The organism is Streptomyces sp. NPDC006450, from assembly GCF_040612195.1.
Classification (GTDB): Bacteria; Actinomycetota; Actinomycetes; order Streptomycetales; family Streptomycetaceae; genus Streptomyces.
The window spans coordinates 63,521-77,912 of record NZ_JBEXPT010000012.1; the positions used below are offsets into that span (position 1 = coordinate 63,521).

Annotated in this window: 15 protein-coding genes; 12 read left to right on the top strand and 3 right to left on the bottom strand. The window is 71.9% G+C overall.

Annotated features, from left to right (window positions below):
- Window positions 1–301 precede the first annotated feature (301 nt).
- The 5 genes from ABZY57_RS07515 (at window position 302) to ABZY57_RS07535 (ending at window position 5,514) form a co-directional block, all read left to right on the top strand.
- Entirely contained in the window at window positions 302–1,117 is an 816-nt protein-coding gene (locus ABZY57_RS07515) for an ABC-2 family transporter protein (RefSeq protein ID WP_356509089.1), read from the top strand.
- 25 nt (window positions 1,118–1,142) lie between these two features.
- Entirely contained in the window at window positions 1,143–2,009 is an 867-nt protein-coding gene (locus ABZY57_RS07520; protein ID WP_356509091.1) for an ABC transporter permease, read from the top strand.
- 2 nt (window positions 2,010–2,011) lie between these two features.
- A complete protein-coding gene (locus ABZY57_RS07525; protein ID WP_356509093.1) occupies window positions 2,012–2,989 on the top strand; it encodes an ATP-binding cassette domain-containing protein in 978 nt (325 codons plus the stop codon).
- 116 nt (window positions 2,990–3,105) lie between these two features.
- The gene (locus ABZY57_RS07530) at window positions 3,106–3,978 is read left to right on the top strand and encodes a DUF1707 domain-containing protein (protein ID WP_356509095.1); all 873 of its coding nucleotides are present in this window, start codon (window positions 3,106–3,108) and stop codon (window positions 3,976–3,978) included.
- Between the two features lie 138 nt (window positions 3,979–4,116).
- Window positions 4,117–5,514: a DUF445 domain-containing protein gene (locus ABZY57_RS07535; RefSeq protein WP_356509097.1), complete on the top strand. Its 1,398-nt coding sequence runs from the start codon at window positions 4,117–4,119 to the stop codon at window positions 5,512–5,514.
- A 364-nt stretch (window positions 5,515–5,878) separates the two neighbouring features.
- Here ABZY57_RS07535 and ABZY57_RS07540 read toward each other — a convergent pair whose 3' ends face one another.
- Window positions 5,879–6,178 carry a hypothetical protein gene (locus ABZY57_RS07540; protein WP_356509099.1) on the bottom strand — a complete coding sequence of 100 codons (300 nt, stop codon included), beginning with the start codon at window positions 6,176–6,178 and terminating at the stop codon, window positions 5,879–5,881.
- Window positions 6,179–6,256: 78 nt separating this feature from the next.
- A complete protein-coding gene (locus tag ABZY57_RS07545; protein ID WP_356509100.1) occupies window positions 6,257–6,433 on the bottom strand; it encodes a hypothetical protein in 177 nt (58 codons plus the stop codon).
- Between the two features lie 188 nt (window positions 6,434–6,621).
- On the opposite strand from ABZY57_RS07545, the gene ABZY57_RS07550 reads away from it, so the two are divergent.
- From ABZY57_RS07550 to ABZY57_RS07560, 3 genes are all read left to right on the top strand, one after another.
- A complete protein-coding gene (locus tag ABZY57_RS07550; RefSeq protein ID WP_356509102.1) occupies window positions 6,622–7,164 on the top strand; it encodes a GNAT family N-acetyltransferase in 543 nt (180 codons plus the stop codon).
- 458 nt (window positions 7,165–7,622) lie between these two features.
- On the top strand, window positions 7,623–8,774 hold the full coding sequence (locus ABZY57_RS07555) for a hypothetical protein (protein WP_356509104.1): 1,152 nt from the start codon (window positions 7,623–7,625) through the stop codon (window positions 8,772–8,774).
- Window positions 8,775–8,915: 141 nt separating this feature from the next.
- Complete coding sequence (locus tag ABZY57_RS07560; protein ID WP_356509106.1) at window positions 8,916–10,022, top strand: DUF3578 domain-containing protein; 1,107 nt, start codon at window positions 8,916–8,918, stop codon at window positions 10,020–10,022.
- On the opposite strand, the gene ABZY57_RS07565 is transcribed toward ABZY57_RS07560, so the two are convergent.
- Window positions 10,023–11,030, bottom strand: a complete 1,008-nt coding sequence (locus ABZY57_RS07565; protein ID WP_356509108.1) for an SEC-C metal-binding domain-containing protein — start codon at window positions 11,028–11,030, stop codon at window positions 10,023–10,025.
- A 56-nt stretch (window positions 11,031–11,086) separates the two neighbouring features.
- Between ABZY57_RS07565 and ABZY57_RS07570 the strand changes: the two genes are divergently transcribed.
- The 4 genes from ABZY57_RS07570 (at window position 11,087) to ABZY57_RS07585 (ending at window position 14,238) form a co-directional block, all read left to right on the top strand.
- Entirely contained in the window at window positions 11,087–11,896 is an 810-nt protein-coding gene (locus ABZY57_RS07570) for a class E sortase (RefSeq protein WP_356509110.1), read from the top strand.
- A gap of 179 nt (window positions 11,897–12,075) precedes the next feature.
- Window positions 12,076–12,390, top strand: coding sequence for a DUF6412 domain-containing protein (locus ABZY57_RS07575; protein WP_356509112.1), 315 nt, complete (start codon window positions 12,076–12,078; stop codon window positions 12,388–12,390).
- A 118-nt stretch (window positions 12,391–12,508) separates the two neighbouring features.
- Window positions 12,509–13,258 (top strand): YidC/Oxa1 family membrane protein insertase, encoded by a 750-nt coding sequence (locus tag ABZY57_RS07580; protein ID WP_356509114.1) that lies wholly within the window; start codon window positions 12,509–12,511, stop codon window positions 13,256–13,258.
- A 122-nt stretch (window positions 13,259–13,380) separates the two neighbouring features.
- Window positions 13,381–14,238 carry a fumarylacetoacetate hydrolase family protein gene (locus tag ABZY57_RS07585; protein WP_356509116.1) on the top strand — a complete coding sequence of 286 codons (858 nt, stop codon included), beginning with the start codon at window positions 13,381–13,383 and terminating at the stop codon, window positions 14,236–14,238.
- Window positions 14,239–14,392: the final 154 nt, after the last annotated feature.

A 14,392-nucleotide genomic window follows, 5' to 3' on the forward strand; every position in this document is an offset into this window, starting at 1 on the left:
TGGGCGCCGCTCCGGGCTGCGGGGCCGCGCCGGTGGTCTGCTGCCCGTCGGGGGTGTCGGGATCGCGAGGCGTCCATCCGGGCGGTGGTGACGGGTCGCTCATCTCCGGGACTCCTCGGCGCCGTACGAAATATCCACATCTGTACCTCATGTTGTCTACCCGATGGCCACCGGTTCCGCTCCGGACGGGCGTAATTCGTTCGCGTGGATCGCCCCTCCGCACTAAGCTCGCGCGCTTTGGCCGACGTAGGAACGACGCAGCAACGACCGGGGAAACGGAGGGGATGGGGTGCGCCAGCCGGTGAGGGGACGAGCCGGGCTCTACGGGGCGGTCGCGGCCGGGGGCTTTCGCAGGTACGCCACCTACGGGACGGCCACCGCGGCCGGGGTGTTCACCAACACCGTGTTCGGCTTCATCCTGGCCTACACGTACATCGCGCTCTGGGACGAACGGCCGGGTCTCGGCGGCTACGACCAGTCCGAGGCCCTCACCTTCATGTGGGTCAGTCAGGCGCTGCTCTCCGCCGGAGCGCTGATCGGGGGCGGCTTCCAGGAGGAGTTCCAAGAACGCGTCCGTACGGGTGACATCGCCGTCGACCTGTACCGTCCGGCCGACCTCCAGGCGTGGTGGCTCGCGGGCGACCTGGGCCGGGCGGGGTTTCAACTCCTGGGCCGCGGCGTAGCGCCGCTGGTGATCGGAGGGCTCGCCTTCCAACTGGCGCTGCCCACCGATCCGCTGCGCTGGCTGCTCTTCCTCGTCTCCGTGTTCCTCGGGCTGGTGGTGAGCTTCGCGCTGCGCTACCTGCTGGGGCTGGCGGCCTTCTGGCTGATGGACGGGGCCGGGATCAACCTGATGGCCACCGTCGTCTCCATCTTCTTCTCCGGGATGCTGCTGCCGCTGACCGTTTTCCCGGGCGGCTTCGGGGAGTTCGTGCGCCTCCTGCCCTGGGCGGCGATGCTCCAGGTGCCGGTGGACGTGCTGCTCGGCGGGGGCGGCGGGGCCGCCGATACGGCGGGGGCGCTGGGCTTCCAGGCCGCCTGGGCGGTGGTTCTGCTCGGGCTGGGCCGGCTGGTGCAGTCGGCCGCGACGCGGAAGGTGGTGGTTCAGGGTGGATGAGCGGGTGGCGCGGGCAGGGGGCGCGGTGACTGCCCTGGCGGAGAGGCCGGTGGAGCCCGGGCTCCTCGTCCCGCAGCGCAGCCGGGTCCTGGAAGGGCTGCGCGGCTACGGGCTGATCGCCGCGATGTGGATCCGGTCGACGATGACGTACCGCACGTCCTTCTTCCTTTCGACCCTCGGCAACGCGGCCATCACGCTCCTCGACTTCGTCGCGATCACGATCATGTTCTCGCACGTGGACGAGCTGGGCGGTTTCACGCTGCCCGAGATCGCCCTGCTGTACGGGTCCTGCTCGGCCTCCCTGGGCCTGGCCGACCTGCTGCTCGGCAACACCGACCGGATCGGCTCCCGGATCCGCGACGGCTCCCTCGACACCATGCTGGTGCGCCCGGTCCCGGTGCTCGCCCAGGTGGCGGCCGATCGCTTCGCGCTGCGCCGGCTGGGGCGGATCGTGCAGGGGCTCGCGGTGCTGGGGTGGGCGGTCTCGGAGCTGGACCAACTGCACTGGACGGTCGGGAAGGTGCTGATGGTGCCCGTGATGATCACGGCCGGGGCGGCGATCTTCGGCGCGGTGATGGTGGCCGGGGCGGCCTTCCAATTCGTCGCCGGGGACGCCGCGGAGGTGCAGAACAGCTTCACCTACGGCGGCTGCACCATGCTCCAGTACCCGCCGACCGTCTTCGCGAAGGACCTGCTGCGCGGGGTGACCTTCATCGTGCCGCTCGCCTTCGTCAACTGGCTGCCCGCCCTGTACGTGCTGGGCCGGCCCGATCCGCTGGGGCTGCCGGGGTGGGTGGCGTACGCGAGCCCGCTGGTGGCCTTCGTGGTGTTCCTCCCCGCGTCGCTGGCCTGGCGCGCGGGAGTCCGTTCGTACCGCAGTGCGGGGAGCTAGCCGTGTCGGATGCGCTGATTTCATTGCACGAGGTCGAGAAGGTCTTCGACGTACGGCGCAGGGTGGGCCTGGTGCGCCGGGAGAAGCGGCGGGTCAGGGCCGTGGACGGGATCAGCTTCGAGGTGGCTCGGGGCGAGATGGTCGGCTACATCGGGCCCAACGGCGCCGGCAAGTCGACCACCATCAAGATGCTGACCGGCATCCTCACCCCGAGCGGCGGCCGGCTGCGGGTCGCCGGCATCGACCCGGCGAGGGAGCGGCTGCGCCTGGCACACCGGATCGGCGTGGTGTTCGGGCAGCGCACGACGCTGTGGTGGGACCTGCCGCTGAAGGACTCGTACGCGCTGATGCGGCGGATGTACCGGATCCCGCCGGCGCGGTTCGCGCAGAACATGGAGCGCTGCGTGGACCGGCTCGACCTCGCCGCGCTGCTCGACGTGCCCGTGCGGCAGTTGTCGCTGGGGCAGCGGATGCGCGGGGACATCGCGGCGGCGCTGCTGCACGACCCGGACGTGCTGTACCTGGACGAGCCGACCATCGGGCTGGACGTGGTGAGCAAGGCGAGCGTACGGGGCTTCCTGCGGCAGCTGAACGAGGAGCTCGGCACGACGGTGCTGCTGACCACGCACGACCTCCAGGACATCGAGCAGCTGTGCGAGCGGGTGATGGTGATCGACCACGGGCGGCTGGTGTACGACGGATCGCTGGGCGGGCTGCACACGGCGGGCGGCGCGGACGGTGCGGTGGTGAGCGAGCGGACGCTGGTCGTGGACCTGGAGCGGGAGCTCCCGCCGATCGAGGTGGCGGGGGCGCGGGTGGTGAAGGTGGAGGGCGCGCGGCAGTGGCTGGCGTTCCCGGCGCGGGCTTCGGCGGCTCCGCTGGTGGCGGCGGTGGCGGCGGAGTACCCGCTGCTGGACCTGTCGGTGCGGGAGCCGGACATCGAGGACGTGATCGCGCGGATGTACGCGGGGCGGGGGTAGGGGGGGCGGGGGTAGGGGGTGGGGATGGCAGGGCGGGGATAAATCAGGGGCAACCCTGAGCTGGAGCGGGGTTCGGGCCGTACCGCTCGCCGGGGTGACTGCTTAGGCTGGTGCGCATGAGTGACGAGCGGCCTGAGAAGCCGTTGCCCGAGGGGTCGCTGCCCGAGAAGTCGTTGCCTGAGAAGCCGTTGCCCGAGAAGTCGGGGTCCGAGGAGTCGCTGCCCGGGACGGCGGCGCCCGGGACGGGAGCGCCCGGAGGGCCGTCGACGTCGCCGTCGTCGGCATCCGGGTCGGCATCGGCGGCCGTTCCGCTGCCGGAGCTGCGGGCTTCGGACGCCGACCGGGAGCGGGTGGTGGACCGGCTGCGGGACGCCGTCGCCGAGGGCCGGCTCGACATGGACGAGTTCGAGGAGCGGTTGGACGCGGCCTACCGGTCCCGTACGTACGCCGAGCTCGAACCGCTGACGCGGGATCTGCCCGCGCTCGGCGCGACGGCCCCGATCGCGGCCGCCCCGGTGGCCCCGGTCGGGCTGACGAAGGCGGTGCCGGCGGGGTCGGCGGCCGACTGGCCGGCCCGGATCGTGGGCGGCGGAGGGGCGGCGGGCGGCCCGGCCATGGCCGTGGCGGTCATGTCGGGCTTCCAGCGCAAGGGGAACTGGACCGTGCCCGCCCGGTTCCACGCGGTGGCGTTCTGGGGCGGCGGCGAGATCGACCTGCGCGAGGCGAGCTTCGCGGAGCGGGAGGTGGTGATCAACTGCGTCGCCATCATGGGCGGCATCCAGATCATCGTGCCGCCGGGCGTCGAGCTCGACGTACGGGGCATCGGCGTGATGGGCGGCTTCGACCAGACCGACAGCCCCGGCCCGGTGGAGCCGGGGGCCCCGCGGGTGGTCGTGACGGGCCTCGCCTTCTGGGGCGGGGTCGAGGTGAAGGTGAAACCGCCGAAGCAGCGGGCAGTCGCGAAGCAGAAGCCGCGCAAGGAGTTGTAAGGGTGGAAGGGAGCCGAGGGCTGTGAGGAGCCAAGGGCGGTAAGGGGCCGGCCGGGCTGTTCGGGGCCCGCGGTCCACAGACGGGGAGACCAGTACGGCGCGCCGGGAACTCCCCGGGCGCCCCGGGAGTCGGATCCTATGAAGTCGGACGCTTTGCGGACGAAACCGTCGCCCGGGGGAAGGCAGGAGCACGTGGAGCAGGGCAGCACGACGGCTACGTCGGCGGCGGAGGCCGAGCCACCGCCGACGCCACCGCCATCGACCGCACGGGGCGGCTTCGTGTTCAGCGAGGCGGACGAGGAGCGCCGCCGCGGCGTCCGCCGGATGAAGCGCACCGCCACCGGCCTGCTCGTCCTGGTCGCGCTGGTCTACGTAGCGGCGAAGTGGGCGGAGCGCGCGGGTGCGGGCGGCTGGGCCGGGTACGTCGCGGCCGCGGCCGAGGCGGGCATGGTCGGCGCGCTCGCCGACTGGTTCGCCGTCACCGCTCTGTTCCGGCGGCCGCTCGGCCTGCCCATCCCGCACACGGCAATCATCCCGACGAAGAAGGACCAGCTCGGCGTCTCGCTCGGGGAGTTCGTCGGGGAGAACTTCCTTTCCGCCGACGTGGTGCGTACGAGGCTCCACGCCCTCGGCATCGGCGGCCGGCTCGGCACCTGGCTGGCCGAGCCCGCCCACGCCGACCGGGTCACGGCGGAGCTGGCCACGGCCCTGCGCGGGGCGCTGACGGTCCTGCGGGACTCCGATGTGCAGGCCGTCGTGGGCGAGGCGATCACGCGGCGGGCCGAGACGGCGGAGATCGCGCCGGGGATCGGCAAGACGCTGGAGAAGGTCGTCGCGGACGGCGGCCACCGACGGGTCGTGGACCTGGTGTGCGCGCGGGCGTACGACTGGCTGGTCACCCACGCCGATTCGGTGGAGGCGGCAGTGCAGGGCGGGGCGCCCGGCTGGACCCCGAGGTTCGTGGACCGCAAGATCGGCGACCGCGTCTACAAGGAACTGCTCCGCTTCGTCCAGGAGATGCGGGACATGCCGGAGCACCCGGCGCGCGGCGCGGTGGACCGCTTCCTCGCGGACTTCGCGGCGGACCTCCAGTCGGACACGGAGACGCGGGCGCGGGTGGAGCGCCTGAAGTCGGAGCTCTTGCAGCGCGAGGAGATCCAGGACGTGATCGCCTCCACCTGGACGGCGGTCCGCTCGATGATCATCTCGGCGGCGGAGGACGAACGGAGCGCGCTGCGCCTGCGGGTCCGCTCCTCGCTGATGTCCCTGGGCGCCAGGCTGGCCACGGACGGCCGCCTCCAGGACAAGGTGGAGGGCTGGATCGAGGGCGCGGTGGTCTACGTGGTCACCACGTACCGGACGGAGATCACCTCGCTGATCACGGAGACGGTGGCCGGCTGGGACGCGGAGCACACCTCGCGCAAGATCGAGGCCCACATCGGCCGCGACCTCCAGTTCATCCGCATCAACGGCACGGTGGTCGGCGCTCTGGCGGGCCTCCTGATCTACACGGTGTCGCGGGCCTTCGGCGCGTAGCGGCGCGGCGGGCGGGGCGGGGGCTCTGCGGCACGGGGGTTCCGCGCAAACGGCGGTGTGCGGGGTCAGTGCCGACCTGGTGGGCCGGGGCCGGTGGCCGGTGGCCGGTGGCGGGTGGCAGGGCCGCTGGCAGGGTTGCTGGGCGACGCGCTGTCCGGGGACGCCCGACCTCGGTCCCTGGCCAGTGCCCGTGCCCGTGCCCGTGCCCGTGCCGAGCGCGCCCTGCGCCCGTGTCGGGCCTGGGCTGTGCGGCGCGCCTACCCCCGCACCGATGCGTACCTCGTACCGGTGCCGGGCCCGGCACCGGTACGGGGTACGCAGGCCCGGCGGGTGGGATCGTAAGCGGGCCGGGGCCCCGGGCGAGTCAGCCCCGGTCGGCGACGGCCCAGGACGCGGCGGCCACCACGCCCGCGGCGCCGATGACGGCCGGCCAGGCGCCTACCTTCTTCGCCAGCGGGTGCGCACCGGCGAACCCGGCGAGGTACAGCGCACCGAGTCCGGCCGCGGCGGGGGCGCCGCCGCGCTTGTGCCACTCCCGCCCGGCCACGACCCCCGCGGCGCCGAGCACGACACCGCCGAGGGGCCGCTTCTTGGTCCACCGCGCGACGGCGTAACCCCCGACCAGACCGGCGGCCGCCACCACAGAGCTCGGTACCCGTGCCATGCTGTCCAACTCCCTCACCTCATCGGTTCATCACTTCATACGCTCACGCTTGCGCACCCCCGAGGCTAACTCGACGGGCTAGCCCGACCCCTTGACCACCCGTCGGGCCCCCACCGCGCCCAACACCAGTACGGCGCCGCCGATCACCGAATCCGGCACCGCGTCCCGTACACCGCGCGGCAGCACCGCCACCACGCCCAACACGAGCAGGAACGCGAGCCCGCACCCGGCGGCGGCCCGAAGCAGTCTGTCCACGGGCTGCTCAACGCGGCCGCCGGGCCGCCCGACACGGACCGCACCGAGGGGATTTGTCGCACACTCGCCGGATCCGCGCGATGTCTGCTCAGGGAACCCGATGGGCATAAATTCAATCTCCCACCCAAAGGGGCAAACCACCTCGCCCCCTCCCGCCCCTCCCATCCCACATCAGGAGCCAGGACATCGTGATCTGCTACGGACAGGCCGTCCTCGACCTCGCGGACGAACTGGTCGACGCCTACGCCGACGTCTTCTCCGCCCCGCCGTGGAACGAAGACGAAGAAACCATTCGCCAGTTCGCCACCCGCCTCCCGGCCGACGCCCGGCGCCGTGGTTTCCGTACCGCCTTCATCCAGTCCGCCACCGGCATCGACGGCTTCGCCACGGGCTGGATCACCCCGGCGGCCTTCCCGAAGAACCGCGCGTACGCCCAGGTCGCGGCGCAGCTCGGCTCGGCCCGGGTGAAGGAACTCCTCACCGGGGCGCTGGAGATAGACGAACTCGCGGTACGCCCCTACGCGCGCGGCCGCGGCACCGCCCGGGACCTCCTCACCGAGATCACCACCGACGCCCCGGACCGCCGCGCCTGGCTGCTGACCAGCCGGCTGGCCAAGAACACGGTGGCCACGTACCGCCGCCTGGGCTGGCACGAGGTCGCGGCCCTACCCGGCACGGAGACGGGCGTCATTGTCTTCCTCTCCCCGGACCACCCGAACCGCGCGGGGTAGCCCGGCCGGGCTGCCCGCCCGCGCGGCAGCCGCCGCCTGGCAGCCCGCCGGGAACGGCACGTGTCCGGCCGGCGACCGCCGAGAGGTGCCCCTTTCATCGCAGGTACCCGAGCGCGTCCCTTACGCCTGGCCACCCACCTGACCGGCAGGCCCACCGCCCACCGGCCCGTCGGCCCACCGCCCACCGGCCCAACGCCCATCGGCCCAACGCCCATCGGCCCGTTGGCCCACCGGCCGGGACCCGGGGACATTCGGGGTCCCCGGTCGTCGTGTTCCTCCTCCTTCAGCCTGACCTGACCTGACCTGACCGGATCGGACCGGCCGCCATGCGAGCGACAGGTCTCGCGATGCGAAGGGTGGGCGGACGACGCGGGACACACCGGGAGAGCGCCCAAGGACTGCCCCGAAACATCGTCCGGCGGGGCGTCCGAGCCACGCGGGCGGGGCATACCGCGCCCATGAACCCCACGACGCGCACGACATGCACCACACACGCCGGACACGCCCCGCGCCCGGCTCACCCGGCCCCGGCCACGGAGCAAGCAGCCCCGGCGCCCGGCACGCACCAGGCGCACCCAGCGCAGCCCAGGCCGGCCACCCGGCCCAGGCGGGCCTGTGAGGCCACCTCCACGGCCCGTCGCCAACTCAACCTCGCCACCCGCCACCAACTCACCACCACCGCAGGCATCCCACCCGGCACGATCACCTCCCGCACGCGCCCCGGCGGACCCTGGCAGCGGCTGCTGCCCCGGGTGTACCTCCTCCAGACCGGCCCCCCGGACCACCGCCAACGCGCCCTCGCAGCCGTCCTCTACGCCGCCGAGCCCGGCTCCGACCCGCTCTCCGGCGAGACCGCCGCCCTCACCGGCGGTGCGGCCCTCGCCCTGCTCGGCATCCGCGAAGCCCCGTACACCCCGGCCGACGTCCTGATCCGCGCCCCGCGCCGGCTTTCCGGGTCCCCGGACGTACGCCCGTACCCGACCACCCGCTGGCCCCGCACCATCACCGTCTCCGGCATCCCGAGCACCCGCCCGGTACGCGCGGCCGCGGACTTCGCGGCCCGGACCGAGGAGCCGGCGGACCGGATCCGCTCGGTCCTCGCGCAGGTCGTCCAGTCCGGCTGGTGCCACCCGCAGGACCTGCACGCCGAACTCCGTGCGGCCCGCCTCCTGGCCCGCCCCGCGATCCGCGCGGCGGCGGCGGAACTCCTCGCCGGAGTCCGCTCGGTCGCCGAGGCCCAGGCCCGCGACGTCCTCTCCACCACAGACCTGCCGACCCCCCTGTGGAACGCGCGCCTCCACACCCCGGACGGCACGTTCCTGGCGAGCCCGGACGCCTACTGGCCCGACGAGGGCGTGGCCCTGGAGATCGACTCGGCGGAGTACCACTACAGCCGCGACTCCTGGCACGCCACCCTCCGCCGCCGCCTCCACCTGGAGTCCCACGGCATCCTGGTGGTCAGCGCCACCCCGTCGATGATCCGCGACACCCCGTCGGAAGTCATCGCAGCCCTCCGCACCCTCCTCACCCTCGCCACCACCCGCCCCACCTCACCCACAGCCCTGGCCCGCGGCCACCAACAACTGACGCTGTTTCGGCCCGACTCCTGATCCCCGATGGCTACTTCCCTCAACTCGGGAAGCCACTCGAGGGAGGGGAGCGTGTCGAGATGTGGTCGGTTGTAGGTCGGCTGCAAGCGAGATGTGACCGGTAGGGATTGACTCGAGTTGATCTCTGCGTAGCGTCGTGGCATGACGATGCGGGATTTGCTTTTTGAGGTCGCACACACCTATGACCAGGGCGCGGGAACGGGAGCCGATGTTCCTGCGCAGAAGGCGCTTCGAGCGGTGTCCAGTCGTACCGATCTCGGCGTGCTGGAAGGTTGGAAGGTGGCTGGGTACGGCGGGAACGGCGATGCAGCCTTTGCGCCATGGATCGGCGTGTTCGATCTGAAGATCAATCGCGATCCGCAGGCCGGTTTGTACCTTGCGTACATCTTCAGCATGGACATGAAATCAGTGACCTTGACCTTGCAACAGGGAGTCACGGATCTGAGTAGGAAGATCAAGGGGAAGAAGGCCTTCCTTGCGCATCTTGAACAGCAGGCCGATCAGCTCTACGCGTCTCTGCCGGAGGTCTTGGCACAAGAGTGGAACTATCGCCCGTCGTTCGGTCCGAGCAAGCGCCCGGAATCGTACGAAGCGGCAAGTGTGGTGGCTCGACGGTACGAAACCGGTGGCCTGCCTCCAGAGGAACAGCTCCAGCAGGATCTGCGAGTAGCCGAGGGCTTTCTGCAGATCGCGGCTGAGGCGGATGCGGAGATGCGCGCCGCACGGGAGGGCGAGCAGGTTCCGGCTCAGCCGATGAGGAAGCGGAAGCCCGGAGTGGTAGCGGCGGTGGGATTCAAACCGGGGAACAGCGATGCCTACGTGGCAAATATCGCGGCTCATCAACAGGTGAAGGGCCGTAAGCATGAGCTGCTGATCGAGCAATTCGTCACGTACATCAAGGGCCGGCACTACACGGCGACAAACCTACGGATCCACCCCAAGGACCTGACGCTCCAACTGGAGGAAGTGGCGGCAGCCGATGCCCCGGAGTGGCTCGTTGAAGCCAAGGTTCTGAGGAACGGCAACGCCGCTGCCGCCGTGCGTGAAGCCGTTGGTCAACTAAGGGAGTACAGCTACTTCCTCTACCGAGGGAAGGGGCTGGACGCCCCCCGCCTCATCGGCCTGTTCTCGGAGGACATCGGCGCTTACGCGTCCTACCTCGAAGACCAGAACATCGCCGCCATCTGGCAGACCAGCGATGGTTGGCAAGGAACAACCACCGCTGCTGCATGGGGAATGGTCGACTGATCAGGGAGCCGGCGCCCCGTGGCACTCCCCGTACGGCCTGCCCGACGTGCACCAGCAGGGGGTGGTGGGGGTCGGGGGCCACGGGGTGGCTTTGCCTCGGGCGGCCAGGGTGGTGGCGTATTCCGCCAGGAGGGACGGGGAGGACGGGGAGGTTTTTTCCGAGGCGGCGAAGGCTTCGTATGACGGGACGCTGGCCGTGACGATGCCCAGGTTCGTCGTGCCCGAGGCGGCCAGGCTGCGGAGGGAGGCTTCGACCTGGGCCAGGTGGGCGTCGTGGGAGGGGTACTCCGCCGAGAGGGTGGGGTACGAGGTGAGGAGCTCTGCCAGTTCGCGCGCCGGCCAGTGGAGGATGGCCACCGGGAAGGGGCGGGAGAGCGCGGCGCGGCGGTCGCCGAGTTCCGCGCGCAGGCGGGCGATCTCGGCGCGGAGTTCGGCGGGGTCGTCGGAGCCGAGGGCCCAGATGCGCTTGGGGTCGTGGAGTTCGTCCAGCGGGATCGGGCCGATGTGGCGGGTGTCCGCGACCATGTCCCAGTCGTCGTGGGGGAGTCCGAGGAGGCGGCGTACGCGGTGGCGGCCGGTGAGGAGCGCTGTCGTGGCGGGGGTGAGAGGGGTGTTGTCCGGGGCCAGGAGGGTGGCTGCCTCCGTGAAGCACTCGTGGGAGGCCTCGAGTTCGTCGTGGGCCTCCAGGGCCTCGGCGATGACCTCCCAGGGGGCGGGGTCCGAGGGGGCCGCCGCACGGATGCCCTGGATGAGGGCGCGGGCCTCGGGCTCGTGGCCGTACTCCCAGAGGTTGGCCGCCTGGAGGGCCTTGATGAGGGAGGGGTCGTCGACCGTTTCCCCGGCCAGGAGTTGGTCGTAGAGGGCGCTCGCCCGTTCGCGTTCGTCGGCCAGTTCGAGGTGGGCCGCGGCCTGGAGGAGCAAGGGCTCCTGGTCCTCGGGGTAGCGGGTCGCCGTGCGGATGAGGCGCTCGGCTTCGGCGATGTGCTCGGCAGGCGTGTCGGGGCGCATGGTTTGCAGCGTACTGCCGCTGGTCAGTTGAGGGGGGAGGACTTAGGGTGCCGCCCGTGCGAGATCGCGTGCGGGTCGTGGTGCAGGGGAAGGGCCGGCGGGCGTGGCATGCGCGCCGGGTCGGTCTCGCGGGGGCGTTGTGGGTGGCCGGTGAACTGGCCGTCACCGTCGGCGTGGTGGTGATGCTGCTGGTGGTGCACCAGGTGTGGTGGACCAACCGGCAGGCGCTGAGTGCCGCGCACGAGGTGGTCAGGGAGTTGGAGGCCGGCGGGTGGGCCCCCGTGCCCGTGGAGGGGGAGCAGGAGGGGGAGGACCCCGAGGCTTCCGTCGGGCCGACGGACGGGTCGGACGGCTCGGACGGGTCCGGGTCTTCGGGGGGTGCACCCGCCGGGAACCCAGGGCCGCGTACCGCCAAGCCGCCGCCGCGGGAGTCCGCGTACGGCATCCTGCGGATTCCCCGGCTCGGAGTCGCCGTGCCTGTCGCGCAGGGCGTGGACAAGCGGTCCGTGTTGGACAGGGGGTACGCGGGGCATTACGTGGGGACCGCGCAGCCCGGGGCCGAGGGGAACTTCGCGCTCGCGGGGCACCGCAACACGCACGGGGAGCCCTTCCGGTACATCAACCGGCTCAGGGCAGGGGACGAGTTGATCGTGGACGTGCGGGGGAAGCGGTACGTGTACCTGGTCGGGCAGATGCTGGCGCAGACGTCCGAGCGTGACACCGGGGTGATCGCGCCCGTCCCGCGCAGCGCCGTCACGCCGGGGGCCGGGTACAGCGAGCCCGGTGCGTACATCACGCTGACCACCTGCACGCCCGAGTACAGCTCCAAGTACCGGCTGGTGGTGTGGGGGACCCTCAAGCGCTGACGGGTGGATGGGGGACCGGGGGCGGCCGGGGATCAAATCGATGGCTCGTCCGTTGTCAGTGAGCGCGGTTAGTATCGATCGCGAGTACGAGTGTGGGTGCGAGTGTGGGTGCGAGTGTGGGTGCGAGTGGCGGATTCCGTACGGGAGTTCGCGCGCGGGAGCGGGAGGGGGCGGTTCGCATGGCAGAGCACAGTCGGCTTCGCCCTGTGCGGGTGATCGCCCTGTTGGCCTCGCTCCTGGTGATCGGGGGCTTCCTCGGGGCGTTCGCCGGGGAAAGCGGGCTCGGTGCCGTTGTGGTGGTCCTCGCCACGACCCTCGCCGTGGGCGCCTCGATCCTGGCCGCCCGGCTGGTGCGGCCGGTTCCGCCGCACCGAATACGTACCGCGATCCGTGATCGCGAGCAGCGCACGGCGTTCTTGCCGCAGCGGGATCCCGACGCTTCGGGCCGGTCGCGGCCCAGGGCGCCCGGCCGTGACCTTCCGACGGCCGCGTAGGGGCGCGCAGCTCCTTTCTCCTGATCACTTCTGATCGCTTCACCTTGCCGCCCCTCGCGGGTCGTCACGCCGAAACGCATCTCTTTCGACGTTCGACGCATCCCCTCGGAGGGCCCACGTGTCCGTTTTCATCGACCTTGTTGCTGTGCTGGGCCGGCTCCTGGAGCCGGCGCTGGCCGAGTCCGCGACCGCTGCCGCGATCGTGCTGTTCACCGTGCTCGTGCGGCTCGCGCTGCACCCGCTGAGCCGGGCCGCCTTCCGCGGGGCGACACCGGTGGCGGGACTGCTGCCGATGCTGCTCCAACTGCCGGTGTTCTACCTGATGTACCGGGCGTTCTCCTCGGCGGAGATCGGCGGGGCCGCCAACGAGTTGCTCGGGCACCGGCTGTTCGCCGCGCCGCTCGGGGACCGGTGGGGCGACGCACTCGGGGAGGGCGGTCTGTTCGGGGAGCAGGGGCTCGTGTTCCTCGGGCTGTTCGCGGTCGTCGCGGTGGTGGCCGCGTGGAGTGCGGTGCGCGGACGCAAGGCCGCGGCCGTGGCAGCGGCGGCCGTCGCCGCGGGCGCCGGAAGGGCCGGGGCTGCCGGGGCCAAGGTGGGCGGGCTCAAGGCCTCCGGGGCCGGTGGAGCCGGGGCGGTCGCCGAGTTGAGTGCCGAGCAGCAGGAGGTCATGCGGAAGCTGGGCGGCGTACTGCCCCTGCTGTCCTTCGGGACGCTGATCACGACGGCCCTGGTGCCGCTGGCGGCCGGGCTGTACCTGGTCACCACCACCGCCTGGTCGGTGGCCGAACGCATCTGGCTCCAGCACCGGAAGGACCGGGCGGAGCGCGCCGTGCAGGAGGGGGGCGAAGCGGAGCGTTCCGCTATGTGAACAGGGTCTTGCGGATGAGGCCGTCATCTTGGAGGATCGACCAATCCTCCGATGGCCGCAACCCATCGTCCGGCCCGGGGCATGCCCATGGGCCGACCACCCTCGACCACGGGAGAATGCCCATGAAGCTGCTGCGTGTAGGACCCGTCGGGTCGGAGCGCCCCGCGCTGCTCGACCAGGACGGGACCCTGCGGGACCTCTCCGGCCTGATCACGGATGTGGACGGCGCGCTGCTCGCCGACGACTCCGTGCTGTCCCGGGTACGGGACGCGGCCGGGTCCGGTCAGCTCCCGGTGCTGGACGCCGAGGGACTGCGGATCGGGTCGGCCGTCGGCCGCATAGGCAAGGTCGTGGGCATCGGCCTGAATTACCACGGGCACGCGGCCGAGGTGGGCGCCGAGGCGCCGGCCGAGCCGATCGTGTTCCTCAAGGCCCCGGACACCGTGGTCGGCCCCGACGACACCGTGCTGATCCCGCGCACCAGCGTCAAGACCGACTGGGAGGCCGAGCTCGGCGTCGTCATCGGTGCCACCGCCCGCTACCTGGCCTCACCTGAGGAGGGCCTCGCGCACGTCGGCGGGTACGTGCTGGTCAACGATGTGACCGAGCGCGCCTTCCAGACCGAGCGCGGTGGCACCTGGGACAAGGGCAAGAACTGCGAGACCTTCACCCCGCTCGGCCCCTGGCTGGTCACCGCGGACGAGATCCCGGACCCGCAGGTGCTGGACGTCAAGCTGTGGGTCAACGGTGAGCTCAAGCAGGACGGCAACACGTCCGACCAGATCTTCGCGGTCGGCGAGGTCGTGCGGTACGTGAGCCAGTTCATGACCCTGTACCCGGGTGACGTCATCGTCACCGGCACCCCGGCCGGTGTGGCCGCGGGCCAGCCGGAGCCGAAGCCGTTCCTGCGGGCGGGCGACGTCGTGGAGCTGGAGATCGACGGGCTCGGCCGTCAGCGCCAGGAGTTCAAGAGCGCCTAGTCTCCGCGGAGCGGAGCGAAGCGCAGGGCAGGGGCGGGGGCGGGGGCGTGGGGGCCGCCCCGCCGGGGGTGTACGGGGGGGGGGGGGACGGGGCCCGCACCGGCAGAACGAGACCGAGGCCCCCTCCAGCGGCGACCAGCGGGGCGCCGCCCAC

What these genes read in the sequence shown, in the direction of transcription:
- ABZY57_RS07565 (WP_356509108.1), bottom strand. Translation starts at nt 11,030, where the DNA reads ATGCGCCCCGACACGCCTGCCGAGCACATCGCCGAAGCCGAGCGCCTC.
- ABZY57_RS07585 (WP_356509116.1), top strand. Translation starts at nt 13,381, where the DNA reads ATGAAGCTGCTGCGTGTAGGACCCGTCGGGTCGGAGCGCCCCGCGCTG.
- ABZY57_RS07540 (WP_356509099.1), bottom strand. Translation starts at nt 6,178, where the DNA reads ATGGCACGGGTACCGAGCTCTGTGGTGGCGGCCGCCGGTCTGGTCGGG.
- ABZY57_RS07575 (WP_356509112.1), top strand. Translation starts at nt 12,076, where the DNA reads ATGGCAGAGCACAGTCGGCTTCGCCCTGTGCGGGTGATCGCCCTGTTG.
- ABZY57_RS07560 (WP_356509106.1), top strand. Translation starts at nt 8,916, where the DNA reads ATGACGATGCGGGATTTGCTTTTTGAGGTCGCACACACCTATGACCAG.
- ABZY57_RS07555 (WP_356509104.1), top strand. Translation starts at nt 7,623, where the DNA reads ATGAACCCCACGACGCGCACGACATGCACCACACACGCCGGACACGCC.
- ABZY57_RS07535 (WP_356509097.1), top strand. Translation starts at nt 4,117, where the DNA reads ATGAAGTCGGACGCTTTGCGGACGAAACCGTCGCCCGGGGGAAGGCAG.
- ABZY57_RS07530 (WP_356509095.1), top strand. Translation starts at nt 3,106, where the DNA reads ATGAGTGACGAGCGGCCTGAGAAGCCGTTGCCCGAGGGGTCGCTGCCC.